The organism is Pseudomonas sp. G5001 (assembly GCF_013385475.1).
GTDB lineage: Bacteria > Pseudomonadota > Gammaproteobacteria > Pseudomonadales > Pseudomonadaceae > Aquipseudomonas.
On sequence record NZ_JACAPZ010000011.1, the window covers coordinates 171,145 to 193,927 of the forward strand.

Annotated in this window: 21 protein-coding genes and 1 other RNA gene; 9 read left to right on the plus strand and 13 right to left on the minus strand. The window is 61.4% G+C overall.

Annotated features, from left to right (window positions below; translation table 11 throughout):
• The 9 genes from mraY to rsmI form a co-directional block, all read right to left on the minus strand.
• Positions 1-1,083 (minus strand): phospho-N-acetylmuramoyl-pentapeptide-transferase, encoded by a 1,083-nt coding sequence (gene mraY, locus HX805_RS10860; RefSeq protein ID WP_008434230.1) that lies wholly within the window; start codon positions 1,081-1,083, stop codon positions 1-3.
• On the minus strand, positions 1,083-2,453 hold the full coding sequence (murF, locus tag HX805_RS10865; RefSeq protein ID WP_177080100.1) for a UDP-N-acetylmuramoyl-tripeptide--D-alanyl-D-alanine ligase: 1,371 nt from the start codon (positions 2,451-2,453) through the stop codon (positions 1,083-1,085). The genes mraY and murF overlap by 1 nt, the downstream gene beginning before the upstream one ends.
• Positions 2,446-3,909: a UDP-N-acetylmuramoyl-L-alanyl-D-glutamate--2,6-diaminopimelate ligase gene (locus HX805_RS10870; RefSeq protein ID WP_177116866.1), complete on the minus strand. Its 1,464-nt coding sequence runs from the start codon at positions 3,907-3,909 to the stop codon at positions 2,446-2,448. The genes murF and HX805_RS10870 overlap by 8 nt, the downstream gene beginning before the upstream one ends.
• Positions 3,909-5,651 carry a penicillin-binding protein 2 gene (locus HX805_RS10875; protein ID WP_166742205.1) on the minus strand — a complete coding sequence of 581 codons (1,743 nt, stop codon included), beginning with the start codon at positions 5,649-5,651 and terminating at the stop codon, positions 3,909-3,911. Before HX805_RS10875 ends, HX805_RS10870 begins: the two co-directional genes overlap by 1 nt.
• Complete coding sequence (ftsL, locus tag HX805_RS10880; RefSeq protein WP_003216203.1) at positions 5,651-5,944, minus strand: cell division protein FtsL; 294 nt, start codon at positions 5,942-5,944, stop codon at positions 5,651-5,653. The genes HX805_RS10875 and ftsL overlap by 1 nt, the downstream gene beginning before the upstream one ends.
• On the minus strand, positions 5,941-6,888 hold the full coding sequence (gene rsmH, locus HX805_RS10885) for a 16S rRNA (cytosine(1402)-N(4))-methyltransferase RsmH (RefSeq protein WP_003216201.1): 948 nt from the start codon (positions 6,886-6,888) through the stop codon (positions 5,941-5,943). The genes ftsL and rsmH overlap by 4 nt, the downstream gene beginning before the upstream one ends.
• Positions 6,885-7,340 carry a division/cell wall cluster transcriptional repressor MraZ gene (gene mraZ / locus HX805_RS10890; protein WP_003171868.1) on the minus strand — a complete coding sequence of 152 codons (456 nt, stop codon included), beginning with the start codon at positions 7,338-7,340 and terminating at the stop codon, positions 6,885-6,887. Before mraZ ends, rsmH begins: the two co-directional genes overlap by 4 nt.
• A 355-nt stretch (positions 7,341-7,695) precedes the next feature.
• An RNA gene (gene rnpB, locus HX805_RS10895) (RNase P RNA component class A) lies at positions 7,696-8,049 on the minus strand.
• A gap of 95 nt (positions 8,050-8,144) precedes the next feature.
• Positions 8,145-9,050 carry a 16S rRNA (cytidine(1402)-2'-O)-methyltransferase gene (rsmI, locus tag HX805_RS10900; protein ID WP_161635740.1) on the minus strand — a complete coding sequence of 302 codons (906 nt, stop codon included), beginning with the start codon at positions 9,048-9,050 and terminating at the stop codon, positions 8,145-8,147.
• Positions 9,051-9,226: 176 nt separating this feature from the next.
• Here rsmI and HX805_RS10905 point away from each other — a divergent pair, with 176 nt between their 5' ends.
• From HX805_RS10905 to HX805_RS10920, 4 genes are all read left to right on the plus strand, one after another.
• A complete protein-coding gene (locus HX805_RS10905; protein WP_008434234.1) occupies positions 9,227-11,038 on the plus strand; it encodes a penicillin-binding protein activator in 1,812 nt (603 codons plus the stop codon).
• A complete protein-coding gene (locus HX805_RS10910) occupies positions 11,038-11,409 on the plus strand; it encodes a YraN family protein (protein ID WP_076014393.1) in 372 nt (123 codons plus the stop codon). Before HX805_RS10905 ends, HX805_RS10910 begins: the two co-directional genes overlap by 1 nt.
• A 92-nt stretch (positions 11,410-11,501) precedes the next feature.
• Positions 11,502-12,095, plus strand: coding sequence for a phosphoheptose isomerase (locus tag HX805_RS10915; RefSeq protein WP_003216190.1), 594 nt, complete (start codon positions 11,502-11,504; stop codon positions 12,093-12,095).
• Positions 12,092-12,673, plus strand: a complete 582-nt coding sequence (locus HX805_RS10920; RefSeq protein WP_087692852.1) for a BON domain-containing protein — start codon at positions 12,092-12,094, stop codon at positions 12,671-12,673. The genes HX805_RS10915 and HX805_RS10920 overlap by 4 nt, the downstream gene beginning before the upstream one ends.
• 67 nt (positions 12,674-12,740) lie before the next feature.
• Here the strand turns inward: HX805_RS10920 and HX805_RS10925 are convergent, their stop codons facing one another.
• Positions 12,741-13,511: an OmpA family protein gene (locus HX805_RS10925; RefSeq protein WP_032899265.1), complete on the minus strand. Its 771-nt coding sequence runs from the start codon at positions 13,509-13,511 to the stop codon at positions 12,741-12,743.
• A 218-nt stretch (positions 13,512-13,729) separates the two neighbouring features.
• Positions 13,730-14,374, minus strand: coding sequence for an MBL fold metallo-hydrolase (locus HX805_RS10930; RefSeq protein ID WP_003216184.1), 645 nt, complete (start codon positions 14,372-14,374; stop codon positions 13,730-13,732).
• Positions 14,375-14,553: 179 nt separating this feature from the next.
• On the opposite strand from HX805_RS10930, the gene HX805_RS10935 reads away from it, so the two are divergent.
• From HX805_RS10935 to HX805_RS10955, 5 genes are read left to right on the plus strand one after another with little or no spacing between them, the layout of a single operon-like run.
• Positions 14,554-15,150 (plus strand): paraquat-inducible protein A, encoded by a 597-nt coding sequence (locus HX805_RS10935; RefSeq protein ID WP_008434242.1) that lies wholly within the window; start codon positions 14,554-14,556, stop codon positions 15,148-15,150.
• Positions 15,147-15,791, plus strand: coding sequence for a paraquat-inducible protein A (locus HX805_RS10940; RefSeq protein WP_003216181.1), 645 nt, complete (start codon positions 15,147-15,149; stop codon positions 15,789-15,791). The genes HX805_RS10935 and HX805_RS10940 overlap by 4 nt, the downstream gene beginning before the upstream one ends.
• A complete protein-coding gene (locus tag HX805_RS10945; protein ID WP_003216179.1) occupies positions 15,772-17,427 on the plus strand; it encodes an intermembrane transport protein PqiB in 1,656 nt (551 codons plus the stop codon). Before HX805_RS10940 ends, HX805_RS10945 begins: the two co-directional genes overlap by 20 nt.
• 17 nt (positions 17,428-17,444) lie before the next feature.
• Complete coding sequence (locus HX805_RS10950) at positions 17,445-17,999, plus strand: membrane integrity-associated transporter subunit PqiC (RefSeq protein ID WP_008434246.1); 555 nt, start codon at positions 17,445-17,447, stop codon at positions 17,997-17,999.
• Positions 18,000-18,022: 23 nt separating this feature from the next.
• Positions 18,023-18,367, plus strand: coding sequence for a hypothetical protein (locus tag HX805_RS10955; RefSeq protein ID WP_003216175.1), 345 nt, complete (start codon positions 18,023-18,025; stop codon positions 18,365-18,367).
• Positions 18,368-18,376: 9 nt separating this feature from the next.
• Here the strand turns inward: HX805_RS10955 and HX805_RS10960 are convergent, their stop codons facing one another.
• Both HX805_RS10960 and HX805_RS10965 read right to left on the minus strand, forming a co-directional pair.
• Positions 18,377-21,106, minus strand: coding sequence for a LuxR C-terminal-related transcriptional regulator (locus HX805_RS10960; protein ID WP_177040262.1), 2,730 nt, complete (start codon positions 21,104-21,106; stop codon positions 18,377-18,379).
• A gap of 309 nt (positions 21,107-21,415) precedes the next feature.
• Positions 21,416-22,780 carry a DUF1329 domain-containing protein gene (locus HX805_RS10965; protein ID WP_008434250.1) on the minus strand — a complete coding sequence of 455 codons (1,365 nt, stop codon included), beginning with the start codon at positions 22,778-22,780 and terminating at the stop codon, positions 21,416-21,418.
• Between the last annotated feature and the right edge of the window lie 3 nt (positions 22,781-22,783).

Genomic DNA, 22,783 nt, shown 5'->3' on the forward strand with positions numbered 1-22,783 from the left:
CTACCTCAGTTTCAGGGTGGCAAGGCCGAACAGAACCAGAATCACGGTGATAATCCAGAAACGGACAATCACCCGCGGCTCAGGCCAGCCCTTGAGTTCAAAGTGGTGGTGAATCGGCGCCATGCGGAATACGCGGCGTCCGGTCAATTTGAAGGAGGCAACCTGGATCACCACCGACAGGGTTTCCATCACGAACACACCGCCCATGATGAACAGGACGATTTCCTGACGGACGATCACCGCGATGGTGCCCAGGGCCGCGCCCAGCGCCAGTGCGCCGACGTCGCCCATGAAGACTTGTGCGGGGTAGGTGTTGAACCACAGGAAGCCCAGGCCCGCACCGATCAACGCACCGCAGAACACAATCAGTTCGCCCGCGCCCGGTACATAAGGGATCAGCAGGTATTCAGCGAATTTCACGTTACCCGACAGGTAGCAGAAGATGCCGAGGGCACCGCCCACCATCACCGTCGGCATGATCGCCAGGCCGTCGAGGCCGTCCGTCAGGTTGACCGCGTTGCTGGAGCCGACGATCACGAAGTAGGTCAGCACCACGAAGCCGACGCCCAGTGGAATGCTGGCGTCCTTGAGCATCGGGATGATCAGGGTGGTTTCCACCGCGCTTGGCGCAGTCATGAACAGGAAGATCGCCGCGCCGAGGCCGAACACCGACTGCCAGAAATACTTCCAGCGGCTTGGCAGCCCCTTGGAGTTCTTCTCGATCACCTTGCGGTAGTCATCTACCCAACCGATGGCGCCGAACAACAGGGTCACCAGCAGCACGGTCCAGACATAACGGTTATGCAGGTCAGCCCACAGCAGCGTACTGATGCCGATGGACGACAGGATCAACGCGCCGCCCATGGTCGGGGTGCCGGATTTGGACAGGTGCGACTGCGGGCCGTCGTTGCGTACCGACTGGCCAATCTGCAGGTTTTGCAGGGTACGGATCATCCATGGCCCGAGGAACAGCGACAACGACAGCGCGGTCAGCACACCCAGGATCCCGCGCAGGGTCAGGTACTGAAAGACCGCGAAGCCTTTGTGGAACTGTTGCAGATACTCAGCCAGCAGCAGCAGCATTAATGTTTCTCCGTACTTGAGCCACACAAGGCCGCGACGACGTTTTCCATCACCGCGCTGCGCGATCCCTTGATCAAAATAGTGGTGTGTTTGTCTTGTTCAGCCGCACTCAGTGCCTGGATCAGTTCGGCCTGGCTGGCGAAATGCCTGGCGCCCGGCCCGAAGGTGTCCACGGCGTGAAGCATGTTCAGGCCAACGGCGTACAGGGCATCGACCTTGCCGGCGGCGTACGCGCCGACTTCACGGTGAGACTGTTCGGCCCACTCGCCCAGCTCGGCGATATCCCCCAGCACCAGCACCTTGCGACCGGCGAAACCGGTCAGCAGGTCGATGGCGGCACAGATCGAGGACTGGTTGGCGTTGTAGGTGTCATCAATCACGCGCATGCCGTTGCTGGCCAGTTGCGCGACGGTGCGGCCCTTGACCGGTTGCACGGCGCCAAGGCCGGTGGCGATGCCAAACAACGACACGCCCAGCACGTGGGCGGCGGCGGCGGCAGCCAGGGCATTGGCGACGTTGTGGTTGCCCAGCAGGTTCAGTTGTACGTGCTCGTCACCTTGCGGGGTATGCAGGGTGAAGGAAGGGCAGCCACGAGCGTCGGCCTTGATATTCGAGGCATGGAAATCGGCAGCGGCGTTTTGCACCGCGAAGCTCAGGACCTTGCGACCGGCGGCACGTACACGCCAGGTTTCGAAGGCCTTGTCATCGAGGTTCAGCACGGCAGTGCCGGATGCGTCGAGGCCTTCGATGATTTCGCCCTTGGCTTCGACGATCTTTTCAGGGCCGCCAAACTCGCCGACGTGGGCAGTACCGGCGTTGCTGATCACCGCGACATGAGGCTTGGTCATGGCCACGGTGTAGGCGATTTCGCCGATGCGCGAAGCACCCAGCTCAATGACGGCCGCCGTGTGTTCCGGGGCCAGTTCGAGCAGGGTCAGCGGAGCGCCGAAGTCATTGTTCAGGTTGCCACGGGTCGCCAGGACCGGGCCGCGCGTGCGCAGGATGCCGGCCAGCAGTTCCTTGACCGTGGTCTTGCCGCTGGAACCGGTGATCGCCGCAACAGGCTTGGTGAAGGCGGCACGGTTCAGCGCCCCCAGTTGGCCGAGGGCCAGGCGGGTGTCGGCGACCAGCAATTGTGGCAGCGTCGAGTCAGCGACTTCGCGCTGCACCAGAGCGCCGACAGCGCCTTTGGCAGCGACGTCATTCAGGTAGTCATGGCCATCGAAACTCGGGCCGGCCAAGGCGACAAACAGTTGCCCGGGCTTGATCGTCCGGCTGTCGATGCTGACGCCATCAAAGCTGCAATCAGCCGACAGCACGCGGGCCGACAAGGCCTGGGTCAGTTCGCTGAATTTAAGCGGCTTAAGCATGGGCCACCTCCCACGCGGTCAGGGCGTGATCAGCCACGACCAGATCGGAGAAGGCGTGGCGTTCGCCGTTGATTTCCTGATAGTCCTCGTGACCTTTACCGGCCAGCACCACCACGTCGTCAGCACTTGCGCCGGCGATCAATTGGGCGATGGCTGCACCGCGACCGGCGACGAACGTCGCCTTGGACGCATCTTTAAAGCCGACACGAATGTCATCGAAAATCTGGCTTGGGTCTTCGCTGCGCGGGTTGTCGTCAGTGACGAGCACACCGTCGGCCAGGCGCTCGACGATTTCCGCCATCAGCGGGCGCTTGCCGCGATCGCGGTCACCGCCACAGCCGAACAGGCACAGCAACTTGCCCTTGGCGTGGGGACGCAGGGCCTGCAGGATTTTTTCCAGGGCGTCCGGCGTGTGGGCGTAATCGACCACCACCAGCGGCTGGGTGCCGCCGCCGAGGCGTTGCATGCGACCGGCCGGGCCTTCCAGCTTCGGCAACACCCGCAGGATTTCGTCGAGGGCGTAATCCAGGCCAAGCAAGGCCCCGACGGCGGCCAATACGTTGCTCAGGTTGAAACGCCCGAGCAAGGTGCTGCGCAAATGGTGCTCGCCCTGTGGCGTAACCAGCGTGGCGCGCACGCCTTCGTCATCAAAGGTGGCTTCACGGCAATACAGGTAGGCGCTGGAGTCTTCCAGGCTGTAGCTGATCAGGCGACCGTCGCCTTGGGCGGCGGCCAGTTGGCGACCGAATTCGTCGTCCAGGTTGACCACCCGGCACTTCAGGTCATTCCAGGCAAACAGCCGGGCCTTGGTGGCGGCGTAGGCCTCCATGGTCCCGTGGTAATCCAGGTGATCGCGGGACAGGTTGGTCATCACCGCCACGTCGAACGCCAGGGCAGTCACGCGCCCCTGGTCCAGACCGTGGGACGAGACTTCCATGGCAACCGCCTTGGCACCGGCCTTTTTCAGGTCGGCCAGGGTCGCTTGCACGGCAATCGGGTTAGGCGTGGTGTGCAGCCCGCTTTGCAGCGCTCCGTAGAAACCGGTGCCCAGGGTGCCCACGATGCCGCAATGCTGACCCAGCAGGTCAAGCGCCTGGGCAACCAATTGGGTCACGCTGGTCTTGCCGTTGGTACCGGTCACGCCCACCAGGTTCAGGGTGCGGCTCGGGTCGCCATAAAAGCGCCCGGCGATGTCCGACAATTGCGCAGCCAGGCCCTTGACCGGAATCAAAGGCACGTCGGTGATCGGCAGCACGGTGGCGCCTTCCACTTCATAGGCTACTGCCGCAGCGCCGCGTTGCAGCGCGTCGGCGATATGGTCACGGCCGTCGAACTTGCCACCCGGCACTGCCAGGAACAGGTCGCCGGCACGCACATTACGGCTGTCCAGGGTCAACTCGCGAATCAGCAGATCGCGGCCGGCGTGGGCAAAAATCTTGTTCAGGCTCAGAGACATCAGCCGCGCCCTCCATTGGCTTTTACAGCAGCGGCCGGCGGGCCGGCGTTCGCTTGTTGGGTAGCCGGCAGGTTGTCCGGCGTGATGTTCATCAGGCGCAACGTCCCGGACATCACCTTGCTGAACACCGGCGCCGATACCAGGCCACCGAAGTAACCGGCTTTGCTCGGCTCATCGATCACCACGACGATGGCGTAGCGCGGATCGCTCATCGGGCCGAAGCCTGCGAACAGCGAGCGGTAGGAGTTTTCGGCGTAGCCCTTGGTACCCACGGCGGTTTTACGCGCGGTACCGGACTTGCCTGCCACGTGATACGCCGGCACCTGGGCACGGAACACGCCACGCGGTGCTTCGATCACTTGTTGCAGCATGCCTTGCATGGTCTTGGCGACGTTTTCCGGGATCACCTGGGTCGCAGGCGGCGCCTCGTCCAGGTGGATCAGGCTCAGCGGCACCATGCGGCCATTGTTGGCCAGCACCGAGAAGGCGTGGGCCAGTTGGATGGCTGTCACCGACAGGCCATAACCGTAGGAAAGCGTGGCGGTCTCGGCTTTTTTCCAGTCACGGTAGTTCGGCAGGTTACCCACACGCTCGCCCGGGAAGTCCAGGCCGGTGGGTTGCCCCAGGCCGACTTTCTGCGCGAGGTGGTAGATGGCTTCGCCGCCGATATCGAAGGCGACTTTACTCATGCCCACGTTACTGGAGTTGATCAGGATACCTGTCAAATCCAGCACCGGACCTTCGGTGCGCGACACGTCACGAATGGTGTATTTGCCCAGCTGCAATGTGCCCGGGTAAACCTCGACCTTGTCGGCCGGTTTCCAGCGCCCGGTTTCCAGGGCGGCACTCATGGAAATGGCTTTCATGGTCGAACCCGGCTCGAACACGTCGATCATGGCGCGGTTGCGCATCATCGCCGGCTGCAGGTTGCGACGGTTATTCGGGTTGTAGGTCGGCTGGTTGACCATGGCGAGAATCTCGCCGGTCTTCACGTCCATGATCACCAGGCTGCCGGCTTTCGCACCGTTCTCGATGATCGCGTTACGCAGCTCACGGTTGGCCAGGTATTGCAGGCGCAGGTCAATCGACAACGCCAAGGGCTTACCGGCCTTGGCGTTTTTGGTGACCTGGACATCCTTGATCAGTCTGCCGCGCCGATCCTTGATGACCTGTCGTTTGCCGGGAACCCCGGCCAGCCATTCGTCGTAGGCGAGTTCCACGCCTTCGCGACCGTGATCATCAATGTCGGTGAAACCCACCATATGGGCGGTGGTTTCGCCGGCCGGGTAGAAACGCCGAAATTCCTCGATGCCGTAGACACCGGGGACTTTAAGGTCGAGTACTTGCTGGCCTTGTTCGGGGGTGAGCCCGCGAACCAGGTAGATGAATTCTTTATTGGCCTGGGCTTCGAGGCGTTCGCTCAGGGCTTTCGGGTCCTGGCCCAGGGCAGCAGCGAGTTCCGGCCACTTGTCCTTGGCGGTCTGCATTTCCTTGGCGTTGGCCCACAGGGTGGTCACCGGGGTACTGACGGCCAGGGGCTCGCCGTTACGGTCGGTGATCAGGCCGCGGTGTGCAGGAATCGGGATATGCCGCAGGCTACGGGCATCGCCCTGGCCGATCAGGAAGTCACGGTCCACCACTTGCAGGTCGATAATCCGCCAGGCAATCGCGCCCACCATCAGTGCCAGCAACCCCAGCACCACGCGGAAACGCCACGGGTAGAGTGCGCCCTCGAGTTTCATCATGGCGCCACCATGCGAACTTCTGCAGCGCCCGGGATGTGCATCTTCAGTTGTTCAGTGGCCAGCACTTCGATGCGGCTGTGGGCCGTCCAGGTACTTTGCTCGAGGATCAACCGGCCCCACTCCGCCTGCGCCTTGTCGCGCACGCTCAATTCCCCGTACAGGGTATTGAGCAGTTGGCGGTTGTAGTGGGCGCTGTAGGACACCGCAATCGCGGACACCAGCACGCCAACAAATAGCAGCAACATAAAGAAGCTGCCGCCCGGGAGGGGCTTGGCGAAAAGCTTGCTCACCGCAACTTCTCCGCAACGCGCATGACAGCGCTACGGGCACGTGGGTTGGCCTTGAGTTCGGCTTCGGAAGCGAACTGCGCTTTGCCATGGATTTTGATTTTCGGCACAAAAGCTTCGTAACGCACCGGCAGGTTGCGCGGCAGGTTGTCGGACTCGCCCTTGACCAGGCGACGCATGAACAATTTGACGATGCGGTCTTCCAGGGAGTGGAAGCTGATCACCACCAGGCGACCGCCCACTTCCAGAGCTTCCAGGGCGGCTTCGAGGCCGGCTTCCAGGTCGCCCAATTCGTTGTTGACGTGAATACGCAGGCCCTGGAACGCACGGGTTGCCGGGTTCTTGCCCTTTTCCCATGCAGGGTTGGCGACTTTCAGCACCTCAGCCAGGTCGGCCGTGCGCTCGAACGGCTGGATTTCCCGGCGTTCGACCACGGCACGCGCCATGCGGCCAGCGAAGCGCTCTTCGCCGTATTCCTTGAACACGCGGGTGATTTCTTCGTGGGGAGCGGTAGCGATGAACTGCGCGGCGCTGATGCCACGGCTTGGGTCCATGCGCATGTCCAGCGGGCCGTCGTTCATGAAACTGAAGCCACGCTCAGGGTCGTCCAGCTGTGGGGAAGACACGCCCAGGTCCAGCAGAACCCCGGCCACCTTGCCCGCCATGCCACGTTCGGCGACTTCTGCACCGAGCTCGGCAAAGCTGCGCTGCACAACGACAAAGCGGCCGTCTTCGGCCGCTAGCGCTTGCCCGGTGGCAATCGCTTGAGGGTCTTTGTCGAACCCGAGGAGCTTACCGTCCGGACCCAGCTGGCTGAGGATCAGCCGACTGTGCCCGCCCCTGCCGAAGGTGCCATCCAAATAGCAGCCATCCGCGCGTACGGCGAGAGCCTCAACGGCTTCGTCAAGCAGTACGGTGATGTGGTTAAAGCCGCTATCAATAGTCACAGGATCAAATCACGCAGTTCATCAGGCATGGCGCCCGGTTGTTGAATAGCAGCCAGGTCAGCTGCAGAAACAGCATCCCAGGCATCTTCGTCCCACAATTGGAACTTGTTCAGTTGGCCTACCAGCATCGCGCGCTTGTCCAATTTGGCGTATTCGCGCAGACGCGGTGGAACCAGGAAACGACCACTGCCATCGAGTTCGAGGTCGACGGCATTACCAATCAGCAAGCGTTGCAGGCGGCGGTTCTCTTCACGCAGTGAAGGCAGTGCACGCAATTTGGTTTCAATCAGCTCCCACTCATCGAGCGGGTACACACATAAACAGGGATCAACGGCATCGATGGTGATGATTAATTGCCCGGAACTTCGCGAAATGAGCTCGTCACGATACCGGCTCGGCATGGCGAGACGGCCTTTTGCATCGAGACTGATAGCGTTAGCTCCGCGAAACACAGATGCGTTTCTCCAAATTTTAGCGTTTTACGTTCAAAAAACCCACTTTGTGCCACTTTCCGCCACTTGCGCACACTATAGGAATGCGCCCACCACACCGTCAAGGCGCGGATTCAAGGAAAAGCCTTACAGAACGGAGATTTAGGAAGGTAAAGGGAGGAGAAACGAGAGTTTGACGGCGATTTTGACTCAACAACACCAAATAGCTCAAAGAGCTAAGGCTTAAAGTTAAAGTAATTTATTAAGAGTAAGATTTTTTCGGTATTACGAAGACGCATCTGCTGACGATTCAGCAGGGAGGGATTCTCGCGTTACTACCAGGTTCCTGCCCGAGATTCGGACAGAAGGAAAAAAGGTGGAGAGTCGATCTGTAAGCCGGGTTCTGTCTTGAACAGTCATTCGTCTACGATGGCCATCACTGGACATCTTTAGCAACCTACCCGGTCCCAGCGCGGGCCACGCCTTGGGACCCTATTTGGTCTTGCTCCAAGTGGGGTTTACCTAGCCACGAACTGTTGCCAGTCGTGCGGTGCGCTCTTACCGCACCTTTTCACCCTTACCGGTACCGAAGTACTTAGGCGGTTATTTTCTGTGGCACTTTCCGTAGGCTCACGCCTCCCAGGCATTACCTGGCACTTCGCCCTATGGAGCCCGGACTTTCCTCCCCCCTCTAATTTTCATAGAAGGCAGCGACTGTCCAATCGACTCTCCGCCGCGCAGGTTAACGGCACGGCGGCGTTAGAACAAGTATTAAAAGACACTAATGCCATCATGTTCAGACGGAGTGCAGGTTAGAACCCGGAACTATTCGCCCTTTTGTTTATCCAGCGCCACTTGATACAGGACGTTCTTGCGTACGCCGGTTATTTCCGCGGCCAATGCAGCGGCGCGCTTCAATGGCATCTCCTTGAGCAGCAGGTCAAGAATGCGCATTGCCTCGCTGCCCACGGCATCTTCGCTTTCCGGCGCCGACCAGCCGGCTACCAGCACTACGCACTCGCCGCGCTGCTGATTGCTGTCGCCTTCCACGAATTCGCGCAGTTCCTGCAGCGGCAAGCCCTTGAGGGTTTCGAAGGTCTTGGTGATTTCCCGCGCCAGCAGTGCCAGGCGATCGCCGCCGAACACCAGCTCCATATCTTGCAGGCACTCAAGGATGCGGTGCGGGGCTTCGTAGAAGATCAGCGTGCGTGGCTCTTCCTTTACCAGTTCCAGGCGCGCCCGGCGCCCGACGGCCTTGGCAGGCAGGAAGCCTTCGAAGATAAACCGGTCCGACGGCAAGCCGGCAGCAGACAATGCAGCAATCAGCGCGCACGCTCCCGGAACAGGCACTACATTGATACCAGCCGCCCGCGCCTGGCGAACCAGATGATAGCCAGGGTCGGAAATCAGCGGCGTACCCGCATCCGAGATCAAAGCCACGTCATCACCCGCCAGCAAACGAGTGATAAAACGACTGCCTTCTTCACGTTCGTTGTGTTCGTGACAGGCGGCCAAGGGGGTCGGAATACCGAAATGCTGCATCAACCGCTGGGAGTGCCGAGTGTCTTCAGCCGCGATCAGTTTTACGTCGCGCAACACTTTCAGCGCACGCGCACTGATGTCGTCCAGGTTGCCAATGGGCGTCGCCACGACAAAAAGCGAGCCTGCAGTGGAATTCAAAGGACCTGGAGCAGTCAAAACGCACACCTCGATGGTTGGCAAAAGCCACATTGTAGCGCGTAGACGCCTTGAATATATGCCCTCGGGGCGGGTTCGATTTCAGCCGCGTATTGGGTCCTGCAACATTTACACGACCTAAATAGACGGTTTCACGCCAGTAACATCGCGCCCCGGCCAGTGCTTGGGTACAATTCCACGCTAATTTGATCGGTATCAGGAACACTTACATGATCGCTTGCCTGCGGCTGTTCTCTGCCCTCTGCCTCGCTGCCCTGTTGGCGGCTTGCGCCAGCTCGCCCTCGTCCAGCCTTGGCGACCTCCCCCGGACTCCGGATGCCAGCATCGAGCAACTGCTCGAACAGGCGACTTCGGCCAAGACTCCGGAAAAAGCCGCGCTGTTGCGCTTGAGTGCGGCTGACCTGGCGTTCCACCAAAACAATCCGGGACGCTCGGCGCAGATTCTTGCCCAGGTGCCACTGGACGTCCTGAAACCGGCGGCGCAGGTATTTGCCAGCACCCTGTCGGCTGAACTGGCGATGGCCCGCAACCAGCCCAAGGCAGCGTTGACGGCCTTGAATCACCCGAGCCTGCAAAGCCTCAAGGAACTGCCGCCTGAACAGCAGATCCGCACGGGCACCGTGCATGCCCGCGCCTATGAGGCCGACGGCCAGACCCTGGCCGCCGCCCGCGAGCGCGTCGCCATGGCCCCGCTGCTGACGGGCGATGCCTACAACAGCAATCACGAAGCCATCTGGGCACTGATTGCCGCCTTGCCTGCCGATCAGCTGCAAGCCAGCGGCAACCCGACGCTGGACGGCTGGATCAGCCTGGCCCAGGCAGTCAAGGGCGCCGGCACTCTGGAGCAACAGCAGGCGGCCATCGACACCTGGCGCGCCCAGAACCCTGGCCACCCGGCAGCTTCGCAATTGCCGCAGCCGCTGACCAAGCTCAAGGAACTGGCCAGCCAGCCGCTGAACAAGATCGCCCTGCTGCTGCCGCAGGAAGGTCCGCTGGCCGGCGTTGCCAAGGCGCTGCGCGAAGGCTTCATGGCCGCGCACTACCAGGCTGAACAAGCCGGGCAGAAGCCGCCGGTGATCGAGTTCTACGACAGCTCGCGCCTGACCTCCATCGACGACTTCTACGCCAAGGCCCAGGCCGCCGGCGTGCAACTGGTGGTCGGCCCGCTGGAGAAACCGCTGGTCAAGCAACTCAGCGCACGCCCGCAATTGCCGATCACCACCCTGGCCCTGAACTACAGCGAAGCCGACCAGAACCCGGCGCAACTGTTCCAGTTTGGCCTGGCCGCTGAAGACGAGGCCCGTGAAGTGTCCCGTCGTGCTCGCGCCGATGGCCTGCACCGCGCCGCCGCCATGGTGCCGAAAGGCGAATGGGGCGAGCGCGTCTACAAGGCATTCCGTCAGGATTGGGAAGCCAATGGCGGCACCGTGGTGGGCGTCGAGTACGTTGACCAGCCGGTAGCCCTGGCCCAGCAGATTGCCGACCTGTTCCAGCTGCGCAAGAGCGAAGGCCGCGCCAAGAGCCTGCAAAGCACGGTAGGTTCGGATGTTTCCGCCCAGCCATCGCGCCGCCAGGACATCGAGTTCATCTTCCTGGCCGTGACTCCGCAACTGGCCCAGCAGATCAAGCCGACCCTGAACTTCCAATACGCTGGCGACGTGCCGGTGTATGCGACGTCCCACGTGTTCAGCGCCAGTGGCGACAAGAACCAGTACCTGGACATGACCAACGTGATGTTCTGCGAAACCCCTTGGCTGCTGAACACCACCGACCCGCTGCGCAACCAGGTCGCTGCCCAATGGCCACAAGCCAACGGCAGCCTTGGCCGTCTTTATGCGATGGGTGTGGATGCCTACCGCCTGGCGCCGCGCCTGGGGCAGCTCAAGGCACTGCCGGACACTCGTGTCGACGGCCTGTCGGGCAACCTGGGCGTCAGCGCCAGCCAGCGTGTCGACCGCCAGATGCCATGGGCGAAGTTCGTCGGTGGCGAGATCCAGCGCCTGCCTGATACCCCGCGCTGATGCCCGAGCGGTCAAGCGCACAAAGCGGCAAGGACGCCGAACTTCAAGCTCTCGAGTACCTGCAACAACAAGGTCTGCGCCTCCTGGCGCAGAACTGGTTATGCAAACGCGGCGAGCTTGATCTGGTCATGCTTGACGGCGATACAGTAGTATTTGTCGAAGTCCGCTACAGAAAACACGCACAATGGGGTGGCGCGCTCGCCAGTATCGACGGGCGCAAGCGCCAGAAGTTGATACTCGCCGCGCAGTTTTTCCTGCTCAAGGAGCGTCGCTGGGCCGATCATCCCTGCCGTTTCGATGTGGTTGCCATAGAAAGCACTCCCCGGGGAACAGCCGATCTGAACTGGCTGCAAGATGCCTTTGACAGCTGATTCGCCGGACATCTACACCGCACACTTTTGCTCTTTGCTTTGCGGGCTGCACATTCCTGTGCCAAACAGCCGCGCTACTTAAGGTCACACAGATGGACATGCAATCCCGAATTCGCCAGCTTTTCCAGGCCAGTATCGATACCAAGCAACAGGCGATGGACGTACTTGCACCGCACATCGAGCAAGCCAGTCAGGTCATGGTCAACGCCTTGCTCAACGAAGGCAAAATGCTTTCGTGCGGCAACGGCGGTTCGGCCGGCGATGCCCAGCATTTCTCCTCCGAGCTGCTCAACCGCTTCGAGCGTGAGCGCCCGAGCCTGCCGGCCATCGCCCTGACCACCGACACCTCGACGATCACCTCGATCGCCAACGACTACAGCTACAACGAAATCTTCTCCAAACAAATCCGCGCCCTTGGCCAGCCGGGGGACGTACTGCTGGCGATCTCCACCAGCGGTAACTCGGCGAATATTATTCAAGCGATCCAGGCCGCACATGATCGTGAAATGATTGTCGTAGCATTGACCGGACGCGACGGCGGCGGCATGGCCTCGCTGCTGTTGCCCGAAGACGTGGAAATCCGCGTCCCGGCCAATGTCACCGCACGTATCCAGGAAGTCCACCTGCTGGCGATCCACTGCCTGTGCGATCTGATCGACAGCCAACTGTTCGGGAGTGAAGAATGACCGTTAAACGCCTTAGCCTATTGGCAATCACGCTGTGCCTAGGCATCAGCGGCTGCAGCTCGGTAATCGAAGCGAGCCGCGACACGCCCATCCAGGACGATAAAGGCACCCGCACTTTCGGCAGCAAAATCGATGACTCACTGATCGAGACCAAGGTTTCCGTCAACGTGTCCAAGGCCGCTCCAGACCTGGGCAACGGCGCGTCGCGCATCGTGGTCGTCAGCTTCAACGGCGTGGTGCTGCTCACCGGCCAAACCCCGCGCGCCGACTTGAAGGCCCAGGCTGAACAAGCTGCCGCCACTGTGCAGCGGGTCAAGAAGGTTCACAACGAACTGCAGGTGATGGAGCCGATCACCCTGCTGGCTATCAGCAACGACGCCCTGCTGACCACCAAGATCAAGACGCAGATGCTGACCGACAGCGCCATTCCCGGCTCTCGGATCAAGATCGTCACCGACAACGGCATCGTCTACATGATGGGCCTGCTGACCCAGGCAGAAGCCACCCGCGCCGCCAACCTGGTACAAAGTGTGTCCGGCGTACAGAAGATCGTGAAGCTGTTCGAATACATCGACTGATTTACCGTCAGCCACAAAAAAGGGCGCCGTGCATGGATTGCACGGCGCCCTTTTTATTGACTACAGGTTACTGGTACTGCTGGTACGGGTTGCCCTGGAACTGGTTGTTCTGCTGCGGCGCCTGTTGCTGCTGGGCGGCCGGCTGACCGTACTGCTGGCCAGGGATCGGGCCCAGGTTGACCTCCACACGACGGTTCTGGGCACGGCCATTGACATCGGCGTTGCTGGCGATCGGGTTATCCGGGCCGGCACCGCGGGCACTCAGGTTGGTCGGGCTGACACCTTGGGAGGTCAGGTAATTGGCCACGCTCTGCGCACGACGCTGGGACAGGTCCATGTTGAGCTGACGGCTGCCGGTGCTGTCGGTGTAGCCAACGATCTGGATGGTGTTCTGGTTGAACTGCTTCAGCGAGTTCGCCAGGTTGTTCAGCGGCGTGTAGAAGCTGCTGGAGATCGCATCCGAGTTGGTGGCGAAGGTGATGTTACCCGGCATGATCAGCTTGATCTGGTCGCCCTGGCGCTGCACTTCGACACCGGTGTTGGCCATGCTGGCACGCAGTTTCTTTTCCTGCTGGTCGGCGTAGTAGCCGTAGCCCGCACCACCGATACCGGCGACGGCAGCGCCGATCAACGCACCCTTGCCGCGGTTGTTGTGGTCGATGGCTGCACCCGCCAACGCACCAGCCAGGGCGCCCAGGCCACCATACTTGGCGGTATTGCTCACACCGGAAGAGCCACCACCCTGTGCCTGGCTGCCGTCATAAGGATTAGGTGAAGCGCAGCCCGACAACAGGGCTACGGCAGTAGCAACAACAAGCAGACGACGAGAAGTGAACATGAAGGAAGCTCCTACTTTTGCATTCGGTGATGCAGAGGACATTGGCATTGGACCTGTGCCGAGCTTGGAACACGACAAACGGTAAAAATTCCATCTCCACACAAGCCCGGCCACACTCAAACCCTAGCAGAGACTTCCTGAACGGTAATTGTCATTTTCTCTATATGTTTCGTCTGATAGTTGCCACTTGGTATCCGAAAAACTACCCACATTTTTCTTCACGCGCGGACAAACGGATTCTCACGCATTTCATCTCCCAGACGCGTGTCCGGACCGTGCCCTGTCACCACCACCGCCGCCTCATCCAGGGTGTAGAGCCGTTGCTTGATCGAGCGCACGATGGTCGCCTGGTCACCGCCCCACAAATCCGTACGGCCCACGCCGCGCCGAAACAGGGTATCGCCGGCAATCAGCAACTTCGCATCGGCGAACCAGAAACTCATCGAGCCGGGTGTGTGTCCAGGTGTATGCAAGGCAACCCCGCAACCACAGGCCAGCTCTTCTTCATCCTCCAGCCAACGATCCGGCGACGGCACTGGCGTGTAAGGCACGCGGAACATCTGGCACTGCATTTCCAGGTTGTCCCACAGAAACTGGTCTTCCTTGTGCAGGTGCAGGGTAGCGCCGGTTTTTTCCTTCAACTGCCCGGAGGCCAGGAAGTGATCGAGATGGGCGTGGGTGTGAATAATGCTGACCACTTTCAGGCCCAGCGCATCGAGGCGCGCCAGGATCAGCTCATGGTTGCCGCCCGGGTCGACGACGATGGCTTTTTTGGTGACGGGGTCGCCGATGATCGTGCAGTTGCACTGCAACGGGCCTACCGGGAACGTTTCGCGGATCAGCGCGGGAGACTGAATATTCATGGGTATTCCTGCAAATTCAAAGGCACACTCTTTTGTACTGCATTCCGGCGCACAGTATGTTCGACCCTGCACCCGATCCGAAAGCGCTCGCGAGCGCACGGCTGTCAAACCCGGCAACTGCTAAGCTACTCTGGCGCCAGTCATACAACGCGCAACGTATAGCGCATGGAGTGGGACTTATGGCGACCCTCAGCCCATTGATCATCTGCGAACACTGCGATTGCGTGTACGAAAAAGTCGCGCTCGCCAAACATCAGAAGACCCTTTGCACCCGCTGCGCAGGCGTACTCCAGCGTTATAACGGGCTGTCGGTGGAACAACGCCTGGCCCTGACCCTGACCGCCACCGTGCTGTGGATTTTCGCCAACTTCTACCCGGTGATGAGCATCAGCCTGCAAGGCCTGAAAAGCAGCGCCACGTTATGGGATTCGGTGGTCGCACTGGCCCAGGGCCCGATCACCTTCATCGCGCTGGTGGCGGCGATTTCCATCATCATCGCGCCGGTGTTCCAGTTGCTGCTGTTGATCTGGGTGCTGGGCTTTGCGATGAAGGGCCAACGCTCGCCGGCGTTCAAGCTGTGCATGCGCTGGCTCGAAGCGCTTCGGCCCTGGAGCATGCTCGAAGTCTGCCTGCTGGGCGCCATGGTGGCGGTGTTCAAACTCGCCGGCATGCTGGATGTATTGCCCGGCACCGGCCTGTTTGCCCTGGCCGCCCTCAGCCTGTTGCTGATCCGCATTGCCGGGCGTGATATTCGCGACCTGTGGGACATCTTATGAGCCGTCCACCGACCGCCAGCGAGCTGAACCTGTGCCTGTGCCACAGCTGCGGCCAGGCTTGCGACGTCAGCACCGCGCCCGACGAATGCGAGCGTTGCGGCGCGCCGCTGCACCGGCGCAAGGTCCATTCGCTGACCCGTACCTGGGCCTACATGCTGACGGCGCTGGCGTTTTATGTGCCCGCCAATCTACTGCCGGTGATGAATACCTCAATGCTCGGCTCCGGCGCCGACAGCACCATCATGAGCGGCGTGCTGGAGTTCTGGCAGCATGGCGCCTGGGACATTGCCCTGATCATTTTCATCGCCAGCATCGCGGTGCCGGGCATCAAGTTCGTCGCGCTGACGTTGCTGCTGGTTACCGTGCAACGCAATAACCAGTGGGCACGCAAGGAGCGCTCGAAGCTGTTTCGCTTCGTCGAAGTGATTGGCTACTGGTCGATGCTGGATGTGATCGTGGTGGCGCTGGTGGCCGCCCTGGTGCGTTTCCAGGCCCTGGGCACCATCGAGCCGCGCCTGGGCATTCTGTTCTTTGGCCTGGTGGTGGTGTTCACCATGCTCTCGGCCATGAGTTTCGACCCGCGCCTGATCTGGGAAAACCCACACAACGAGGAGATGCCGGATGGCGTCGCAAACCACTGACAAACCGCAGCCTGCGGGCTCGCCTGCGATCAAGACGCGGCGCTTCAGCGTCTCGCTGGTGTGGATCGTGCCGATTGTCGCGGTGCTGGTGGGCATTTCGCTGGTGGTGCACAGCATCCTTCAGCAAGGGCCGAGCATTACCATTACCTTCAAGACCGGCAGCGGCCTGACCGCCAACAAGACCGACGTGAAATACCGCAACGTGGTGATCGGCCAGGTGACTGATGTGGAGTTGAGCGACGATCAGAAAAGCGTCAACGCCACGATCAAACTGTCCAAACAGGCTGAAAGCTTCACCCGTGAAGACTCGCAGTTCTGGGTGGTGCGCCCACGTATCGGCGCCGGCGGCGTTTCCGGTATCGACACGCTGCTCTCCGGGGATTACATCGGCGCCGATATCGGCCAGTCCGATACCCGCGCCAACCGGTTCACCGGCCTGGAAAACCCGCCGCCCATTACCTATGGCGAACCGGGCAAGCGCTTCACGCTGCACACCCAGGATCTGGGTTCGCTGGATATCGGCTCCCCCGTGTACTACCGCAAGATTCCCGTTGGCCAGGTGGTGGCCTATGCCCTGGACGCTGACGGCAAGGGCGTGAACATCGACGTGTTCGTGCATGCACCCAATGACGCCTACGTCACCGAGAACACCCGGTTCTGGAACGCCAGCGGGATTGATGTGAGTGTCGGCGCCAACGGGTTTGCGCTGAAAACCGAATCCTTGTCGTCCATGCTGGTGGGCGGCATCGCCTTCCTCGCCCCGCCCTACAGCCCCAACGACAAGCCGGCCGACGAAGAACACTCCTATGAACTGTTCGCCGACCAGCAAACCGCGCTGGCCCCGCCCAATGGCAAGGCGCAATACCTGAACCTGCGGTTCGACCAGGCCTTGCGCGGGCTTACGGTGGGTGCGCCAGTGGAGTTCCTGGGTATCGAATTCGGCAAAGTGGTGTCGATCAACCTGGATTTCGACGAGAAAAAACGCAGCTTCCCGGTCAACGTCGGCATCGTGATTTACCCGCAGCGCCTCGGCGAAGCCAACACCAAAATGCTCACGGTCTTGAAGCATGACCCCAACGACGAAGCCGGCGGTGTGCGCCTGATAGGCAGCTTCATCGAACACGGCCTGCGCGCCCAGGCCCGCAGCGGCAACCTGCTCACTGGCCAGCTCTATATCGCCCTGGACTTCTTCCCCAAGGCCGACAAAGTCGTGTTTGACCCGAACCTGCGCCCCGTCAGTATTCCGACCATCCCCGGCAACCTGGAACAACTGCAGGAAAAACTCGAAGGCATCGTCAACAAGATCAACCAGCTGCCGATCGAGCGAATTGCCGGCAACCTCGACGGCAGCCTGGTGGAACTGCGCAAGGGTCTCGGCCAGTTCAACGCCAAGACACTGCCGGGGGTGCAAAACACGCTGGCCGACGTGAGTAAAACCCTGCAATCCGCCAGTTCGACCCTGGCCGAGGATTCGCCGCAACGGGAACAGTTGACCCAGACCCTGGACGAACTGAGCCGCATGTCGCGCTCCCTGCGAGAGCTGTCGGACTACCTGGCACGCCATCCCGAATCGCTGATTCGCGGTCGCCCCGACAACGCCGCGCCCTCCGACCTGCAAGGGCCACCGCGCAAATGACCACAGGAGCAACCACCATGGCTTTGCCGCTGAAGATCACGCTGCTCACCGGGTTGCTGCTGCTGACGGCGTGCCGCAGTGAGCCCATTCAATTTCATACCCTGACGCCGGTGCAGCGCAGCAATGCGTCATTGGCCGCGGGGGGCGAGATCCGGATTGAAAGCATCACGGTCCCGCCACAGGTCGACCGGCCACAGATTGTCATCCGCCAGGGTGACAGCGGCGTGGCCATTCTCGAGACGCAATGGTGGGCTGCCAGCCTGGTGGATGAGTTGCGCAGCGCGCTGGTGGATCAACTCGCCAGCAGCCGGAAAAACCTGGCGGTGCGCATTGAGGTCCAGCGCTTTGACTCGATCCCCGGGCAGTACGCCCTGCTCGACGTCAAATGGCGGCTTCGCCAGACGGGCACGGACGAACGCACGCCGCTGACGTGTCGCACGGTGGTGCAGTCGCCATCCGGCCCGACCATTGACGACCTGGTGATCGCGCAGCAAAACAACGTCAAGCGGTTTGCCGCGCTGCTCAGCCAGGCCGCCGACAAGTCATCGAGTGAGTGCCCCGCCGTGCGGTAAACATTGATCCAGGGGATCGAGCCATGCGCACATTCTGGAAGTGGTATCAGCAACTGCTGGAGAATGACTTCAGCACCCAGGTCTTCGACAATGTGAAGAACCTGCTGGTATGCGCGCTGTTGTTTGCTGCGGGCACCAACGCACTGGCCGGGAAACATGAGCTGTTCCTCGGCATCCTGGCGTCAAGCGTGGCCGGGTGGGGCTTGATCGTGGTCTCAAGCTTGCTGATGGTGCTGAATGTGAGCGATGGCATCCGCCGGCTCGCCAAGCTGCGTTATCACCTGGTCCTTCAGCTGCTGCTTATCCTGATCTATGTGCTGGTGGCAGCCCGCGTGGTGGAAATCGTCTGGGGCTTTCGATCCCATTGATCCAGGTTTCTACCCCAGCAATCCCATCTCCTGCGCCCGCGCCACCGCCTGTGTGCGCCGCTCCACCCCGAGCTTGCTGTTGATATGGCTGGCGTGGGTTTTCACGGTGTGCAGGGAGATAAACAGCTGATTGCTGATCTCCTGGTTTGAACAACCCTGTGCGATCAGGTGCAGCACCGCCAGTTCACGGGTGCTCAGGGTCTCCAGTGTGTGTGGGGTTTCAACTACTGCAACATCCGGCAAGAGTGCCAGCAGGCCCTGGTTCAACAGTCCATGGGGATCCCGAGACAGCTGCTCCCGCGTCCACTCGGGATAGCGTTCCAACAGGCGCTGGAAAGGTTGCATCGCGCCACCGGCAGCCGCTTCAAGCGCGCGGGCAAACACCGGGCGGGCCTGGGCTTCCTGGCCACCGTCCAGCAGTAACAGTGCCTGCTGGGTCAGCGCCATCAGGCTGATCATCTGCCGGCCGCTGTTATGGGCCTGGCGTGCCAGTTCGTCGAGCCGTTGCAGTGAAGCCGCCGGCTGATGACGGATGGCGTCGAGTGCCGCCTGTTGCAACTCGATATGTTGCGGCAGGTGCGGGTGGAACTCCGGTGCGGCAGCGGCCTGTTCACCGTTGTAGGTTTGCCCCAGCCGCGTCAGCCAGGCATCGGCCAGGTCGGTGCGCCCCTGAGCCAGCCATAGCTCGCATTTGACCAGGGTGATCATCGCCAGATAGAAAATCGGCGGCACGTCCCAGATATGCATCAGGCGCTCGGCCTCGGCCAGTTCGGCAAAGGCCACGGAGAAGTCGCCACGGCGACCTTCGAAGCTGGCGATCACACAGTGGCCAATCAACACGCTGATATCCCGACAGGCTCGCGCCTCCGTCAACCCGGCACGCAGCCGAGCGAGCCCGGCTTCAGGCTGGCAGCGCATCAGCAGCAAATAGCCTTCGTACAACGCCAGGCGCGCGCGCACTGCGTACAGCCGTTGCGGCGCCAGGCCTTGCAAACGTTGCAGGCCCTGGCGCACTTCATCCAGCGACCGCAGGATCTCGCCACGGGCCTGCAGTACACGCGCTCGGTCGTAATGGGCCAGCGCTTCGAACAATGGATTGCCGACCCGCTGCGCCAACTCCAGGGATTCGCGGTTCAGGCCGCGGGCGCGCCACAGGTCGGCGTCGACAATGGCCAGGTTGGACAGGGTCGACAGGCACATCAACCGCTGGCCATAGCGTTTGTGCGGCAGGCTTTCCAGAGCCTCGCTGCAATACGACTGGGTCAGCTCACGATCACCACGGCCCCGGGCAATAATCCCGCTGAGGGCCAGCCATTGCGCCAGCATCGACTTTTGCGCGGTGGCCGACGGGGCCGGTAAAAAACGGCTGAGGTGGCTGGCCAGTTCCTGCGCCGCATCCAGCTGGCAGGCCAGGCCCAACGCCCAGCTGTAGAGCACGATCAGGCGTGGCGTACTCATCAGCAAACTGTCGGGCAAGTCCATTTTCCAGCGCAGCAGCATGCCGACATTCTGCTCCGCCAGCAGTTGCTCTTCGGACAGGTTCTGCACCAGGTTTGCCGCCACATCCAGGTGACCCGCACGCAGCGCCTGCTCCACTGCCTCGTCGATCAAGCCCTGGGCATTGAACCAGCGGCAGGCCCGCAGGTGCAGGCTGGCTGCCGGCAACACGGCATTGCTCGCGCGCCGGGTGCGCAGCAGGTCGGAAAACAGATGGTGATAACGGTACCAATGGCCCTGCTCGTCCAGCGGCACCAGGAATACCTGGTGGGCTTGCAGGTAGCGCAGGATCTCCGTGCTGTCGTGGGCCTCGCGCACGGCGTCGCACAGCTCGCTGCAAAAGCGCTCCTGGGACGCGGTGTCGTAGAGGAACGCCTGGACTTCCGAGGGCAGGCAGTCGATGACTTCTTCGAGCAGGTAATCGCGGATCAGCCCTTCCCCGCCGTGCAAACCCTGGGGCAGCGTACCTTCGCTGCCGGCCTCGGAAGCCGCCAGCAGCCAGAAACGCAGGCCGGCCACCCAGCCTTCGCTGCGCCGGATCAGGTTATCCAGGGCTTCACCACGCAATGAACTGCTGTGGCGATCCAGCAGCGCCAGGGATTCGCCGTGAGTCAGGCGCAGGTCCTGCTCGTGCAGTTCCAGCAAATGCCGGGACAGGCGCAGGCGGGCCAGGTGCCAGTCGGGACGCTGGCGGCTGGTGACCAGCACCAGCAGGCCGTCGGGCAGATGATTGAGGAAAAATTGCAGGCAGCGGTCGAGTACCGGGCCCTGGGCCAGATGGTAGTCATCCAGCACCAGCAACAGCGGCGCCTGGGTCGACAGGTGCACCGTCAGCTCATCCAGCAGGCCGTCGAGCCATTCTTCAAAGGCGAAGGGTTGGTGACGCTGGCGCATTTTCAGCAGGCCCAGGGATTGGGCGCCCAACTGCGGGAAGTATTGCTGCAAGCCGTCGAGCAGGCGTTCAAGGAAACGTCCCGGGTCATTATCGCGAGGACTGAGCCCCAGCCACAGGCTTTGCCAGTGGGCCGGCAGGCTCTGGCAGAACTCCACCGCCAGCGAACTCTTGCCGAACCCGGCCGGGGCGCTGACCAGCAACAGACGCCCGGCCAAACCTTCACTCAGCCGTTCGCACAGGCGCGGTCGCAACACATAGCCGTCAGGCAGTGGGGGTCGATAGAAGCGCCCTTCCAGGGTCGGAATCACCGCGCTGGCAGGCCCTTGAATTCGGGACAGATCAGTCATCGCCGGGCTCTTGTAGAAGGCTGTTGTCGGCATTGCAGATGTCCGCAGACTAGCGGTAAAAGCGGCAGCTTTGTAGATCTTTGCAACATTTGTCTGAAAAAGACTACAACAAAAAATATCCGGACTTCTTCTGTAACGACCGACACTCTGTGGCGAGGGAGCTTGCTCCCGCTGGAGTGCGCAGCGCTCCCGTTTTTGGGGCTGCTACGCATCCCTGCGGGAGCAAGTTCCCTCGCCACGGTGGTCCGGCCAAAAAAAGCCCCGAACCAGTCGGGGCTTCTTCGAGGATGCGGCCTCGTTTACAGCAAGTTAGCGAACACCATCCTGGCGCAGGGCCGCCGGGGTGAAGTCGCTGGTGGTGGCGGTGAAGCCGAAGTCATAGGCCTGTTTCTCTTCGTTCTTCATGCCCAGGGCCAGGTAGCGGCCGGACTGCAGGTCGTAGAGGGTTTCGAGGGCGTACCACGGCACTTGCTTGTCGTAGTAGTTCTCGGCATGGGCTTCCGCCACGCGCCACAGCTGGCCACGACCGTCGTAGTGGTCGATGACCGCGGCTTGCCAAGTGTCTTCGTCGATGAAGAAGTCACGCTTGGCGTAGATATGGCGCTGGCCTTCCTTCAGGGTTGCAACCACATGCCACACGCGGCGCAGCTCGTAGCGCGCCAGGTCCTGGTTGATGTGGCCGGCCTTGATGATGTCGACATACTTGAGCTTCGGATCGTCAAGCTTGTAGCTGTTTTCGGCGATGTACAGTTCCTTCTTGCCTTCCAGTTTCCAGTCGTAGCGGTCCGGTGCACCGTTGAACATGTCGAGGTTGTCGGAGGTACGCAGGCCGTCGGCGGCGGTACCCGGGCCGTCATACGACACTTGCGGTGCCCGGCGCACACGACGCTGGCCGGCGTTGTAGACCCACGCCGAACGCGGCTCTTTCACCTGGTCGAGGGTTTCGTGCACCAGCAGCACACCACCGGCCAGACGTGCCGGCGCAGTCACTTGCTGCTTGAAGTAGAACAGGATGTTGCCCGGGTTTTTCGGGTCGTAGTCCTTCATCTTGTCGCGGAACACGAACTGATCGCGGAAGTACACCAGGCTGAACGAGCCGTTGGTTTGCGGCGTGGCCTGGGTCACCAGGCGGGTCACGCTGCCGCCGCGATAGCGGGTGATGTGGTTCCAGATCACTTCAACGCCGCTTTTCGGAATCGGGAACGGTACGGCGGTTTCAAAGTTTTCCAGGCCGTTGCCGCCGGACACCAGGTTGGTGCTGGTGGCGTTTTTCTTGATGGCGGCGAACACATCAGCTGGCACCGTGGCGCCGCGATGGGTCGGGTAGACCGGCATCTTGAAGGTGTCGGGGTAGCGCTTGAACATCGCGTACTGCCCCGGTGCCAGCTTGTCCTTGTACTGCTCGACGTTCTGCGCGGTGATGGTGAATTGCGGTTGTTCGCTGGCGTACGGGTTGGCCAGGAAGCCACGGGCATCCACGGCACCGGCGTTGGTTGGCAGCGGCGACCATTTAGGGATGGTGCCGGCCGCGTTACCGGCCATTTCAGCGCCCATCGGGGTCAGGGTCGTGCCGAGCTTGGCGGCTTCATCCGCCGAGACCGCCGCCATGACGCTACCCGCCATGATCGACAGCCCCAGCACACCCACCTGCAACAGATTTTTAGTTATTTTCATGTT

Excerpts from the sequence above, each read along its gene's own strand:
- rsmI (WP_161635740.1), bottom strand. The coding sequence starts at position 9,050 with ATGTGGCTTTTGCCAACCATCGAGGTGTGCGTTTTGACTGCTCCAGGT.
- murF (WP_177080100.1), bottom strand. The coding sequence starts at position 2,453 with ATGCTTAAGCCGCTTAAATTCAGCGAACTGACCCAGGCCTTGTCGGCC.
- HX805_RS10950 (WP_008434246.1), top strand. The coding sequence starts at position 17,445 with ATGGCTTTGCCGCTGAAGATCACGCTGCTCACCGGGTTGCTGCTGCTG.
- HX805_RS10965 (WP_008434250.1), bottom strand. The coding sequence starts at position 22,780 with ATGAAAATAACTAAAAATCTGTTGCAGGTGGGTGTGCTGGGGCTGTCG.
- mraY (WP_008434230.1), bottom strand. The coding sequence starts at position 1,083 with ATGCTGCTGCTGCTGGCTGAGTATCTGCAACAGTTCCACAAAGGCTTC.
- HX805_RS10955 (WP_003216175.1), top strand. The coding sequence starts at position 18,023 with ATGCGCACATTCTGGAAGTGGTATCAGCAACTGCTGGAGAATGACTTC.
- HX805_RS10925 (WP_032899265.1), bottom strand. The coding sequence starts at position 13,511 with ATGTTCACTTCTCGTCGTCTGCTTGTTGTTGCTACTGCCGTAGCCCTG.
- HX805_RS10915 (WP_003216190.1), top strand. The coding sequence starts at position 11,502 with ATGGACATGCAATCCCGAATTCGCCAGCTTTTCCAGGCCAGTATCGAT.
- HX805_RS10940 (WP_003216181.1), top strand. The coding sequence starts at position 15,147 with ATGAGCCGTCCACCGACCGCCAGCGAGCTGAACCTGTGCCTGTGCCAC.
- HX805_RS10960 (WP_177040262.1), bottom strand. The coding sequence starts at position 21,106 with ATGACTGATCTGTCCCGAATTCAAGGGCCTGCCAGCGCGGTGATTCCG.
- HX805_RS10920 (WP_087692852.1), top strand. The coding sequence starts at position 12,092 with ATGACCGTTAAACGCCTTAGCCTATTGGCAATCACGCTGTGCCTAGGC.
- HX805_RS10905 (WP_008434234.1), top strand. The coding sequence starts at position 9,227 with ATGATCGCTTGCCTGCGGCTGTTCTCTGCCCTCTGCCTCGCTGCCCTG.
- HX805_RS10935 (WP_008434242.1), top strand. The coding sequence starts at position 14,554 with ATGGCGACCCTCAGCCCATTGATCATCTGCGAACACTGCGATTGCGTG.
- HX805_RS10875 (WP_166742205.1), bottom strand. The coding sequence starts at position 5,651 with ATGAAACTCGAGGGCGCACTCTACCCGTGGCGTTTCCGCGTGGTGCTG.
- HX805_RS10945 (WP_003216179.1), top strand. The coding sequence starts at position 15,772 with ATGGCGTCGCAAACCACTGACAAACCGCAGCCTGCGGGCTCGCCTGCG.
- HX805_RS10870 (WP_177116866.1), bottom strand. The coding sequence starts at position 3,909 with ATGTCTCTGAGCCTGAACAAGATTTTTGCCCACGCCGGCCGCGATCTG.
- HX805_RS10910 (WP_076014393.1), top strand. The coding sequence starts at position 11,038 with ATGCCCGAGCGGTCAAGCGCACAAAGCGGCAAGGACGCCGAACTTCAA.
- HX805_RS10930 (WP_003216184.1), bottom strand. The coding sequence starts at position 14,374 with ATGAATATTCAGTCTCCCGCGCTGATCCGCGAAACGTTCCCGGTAGGC.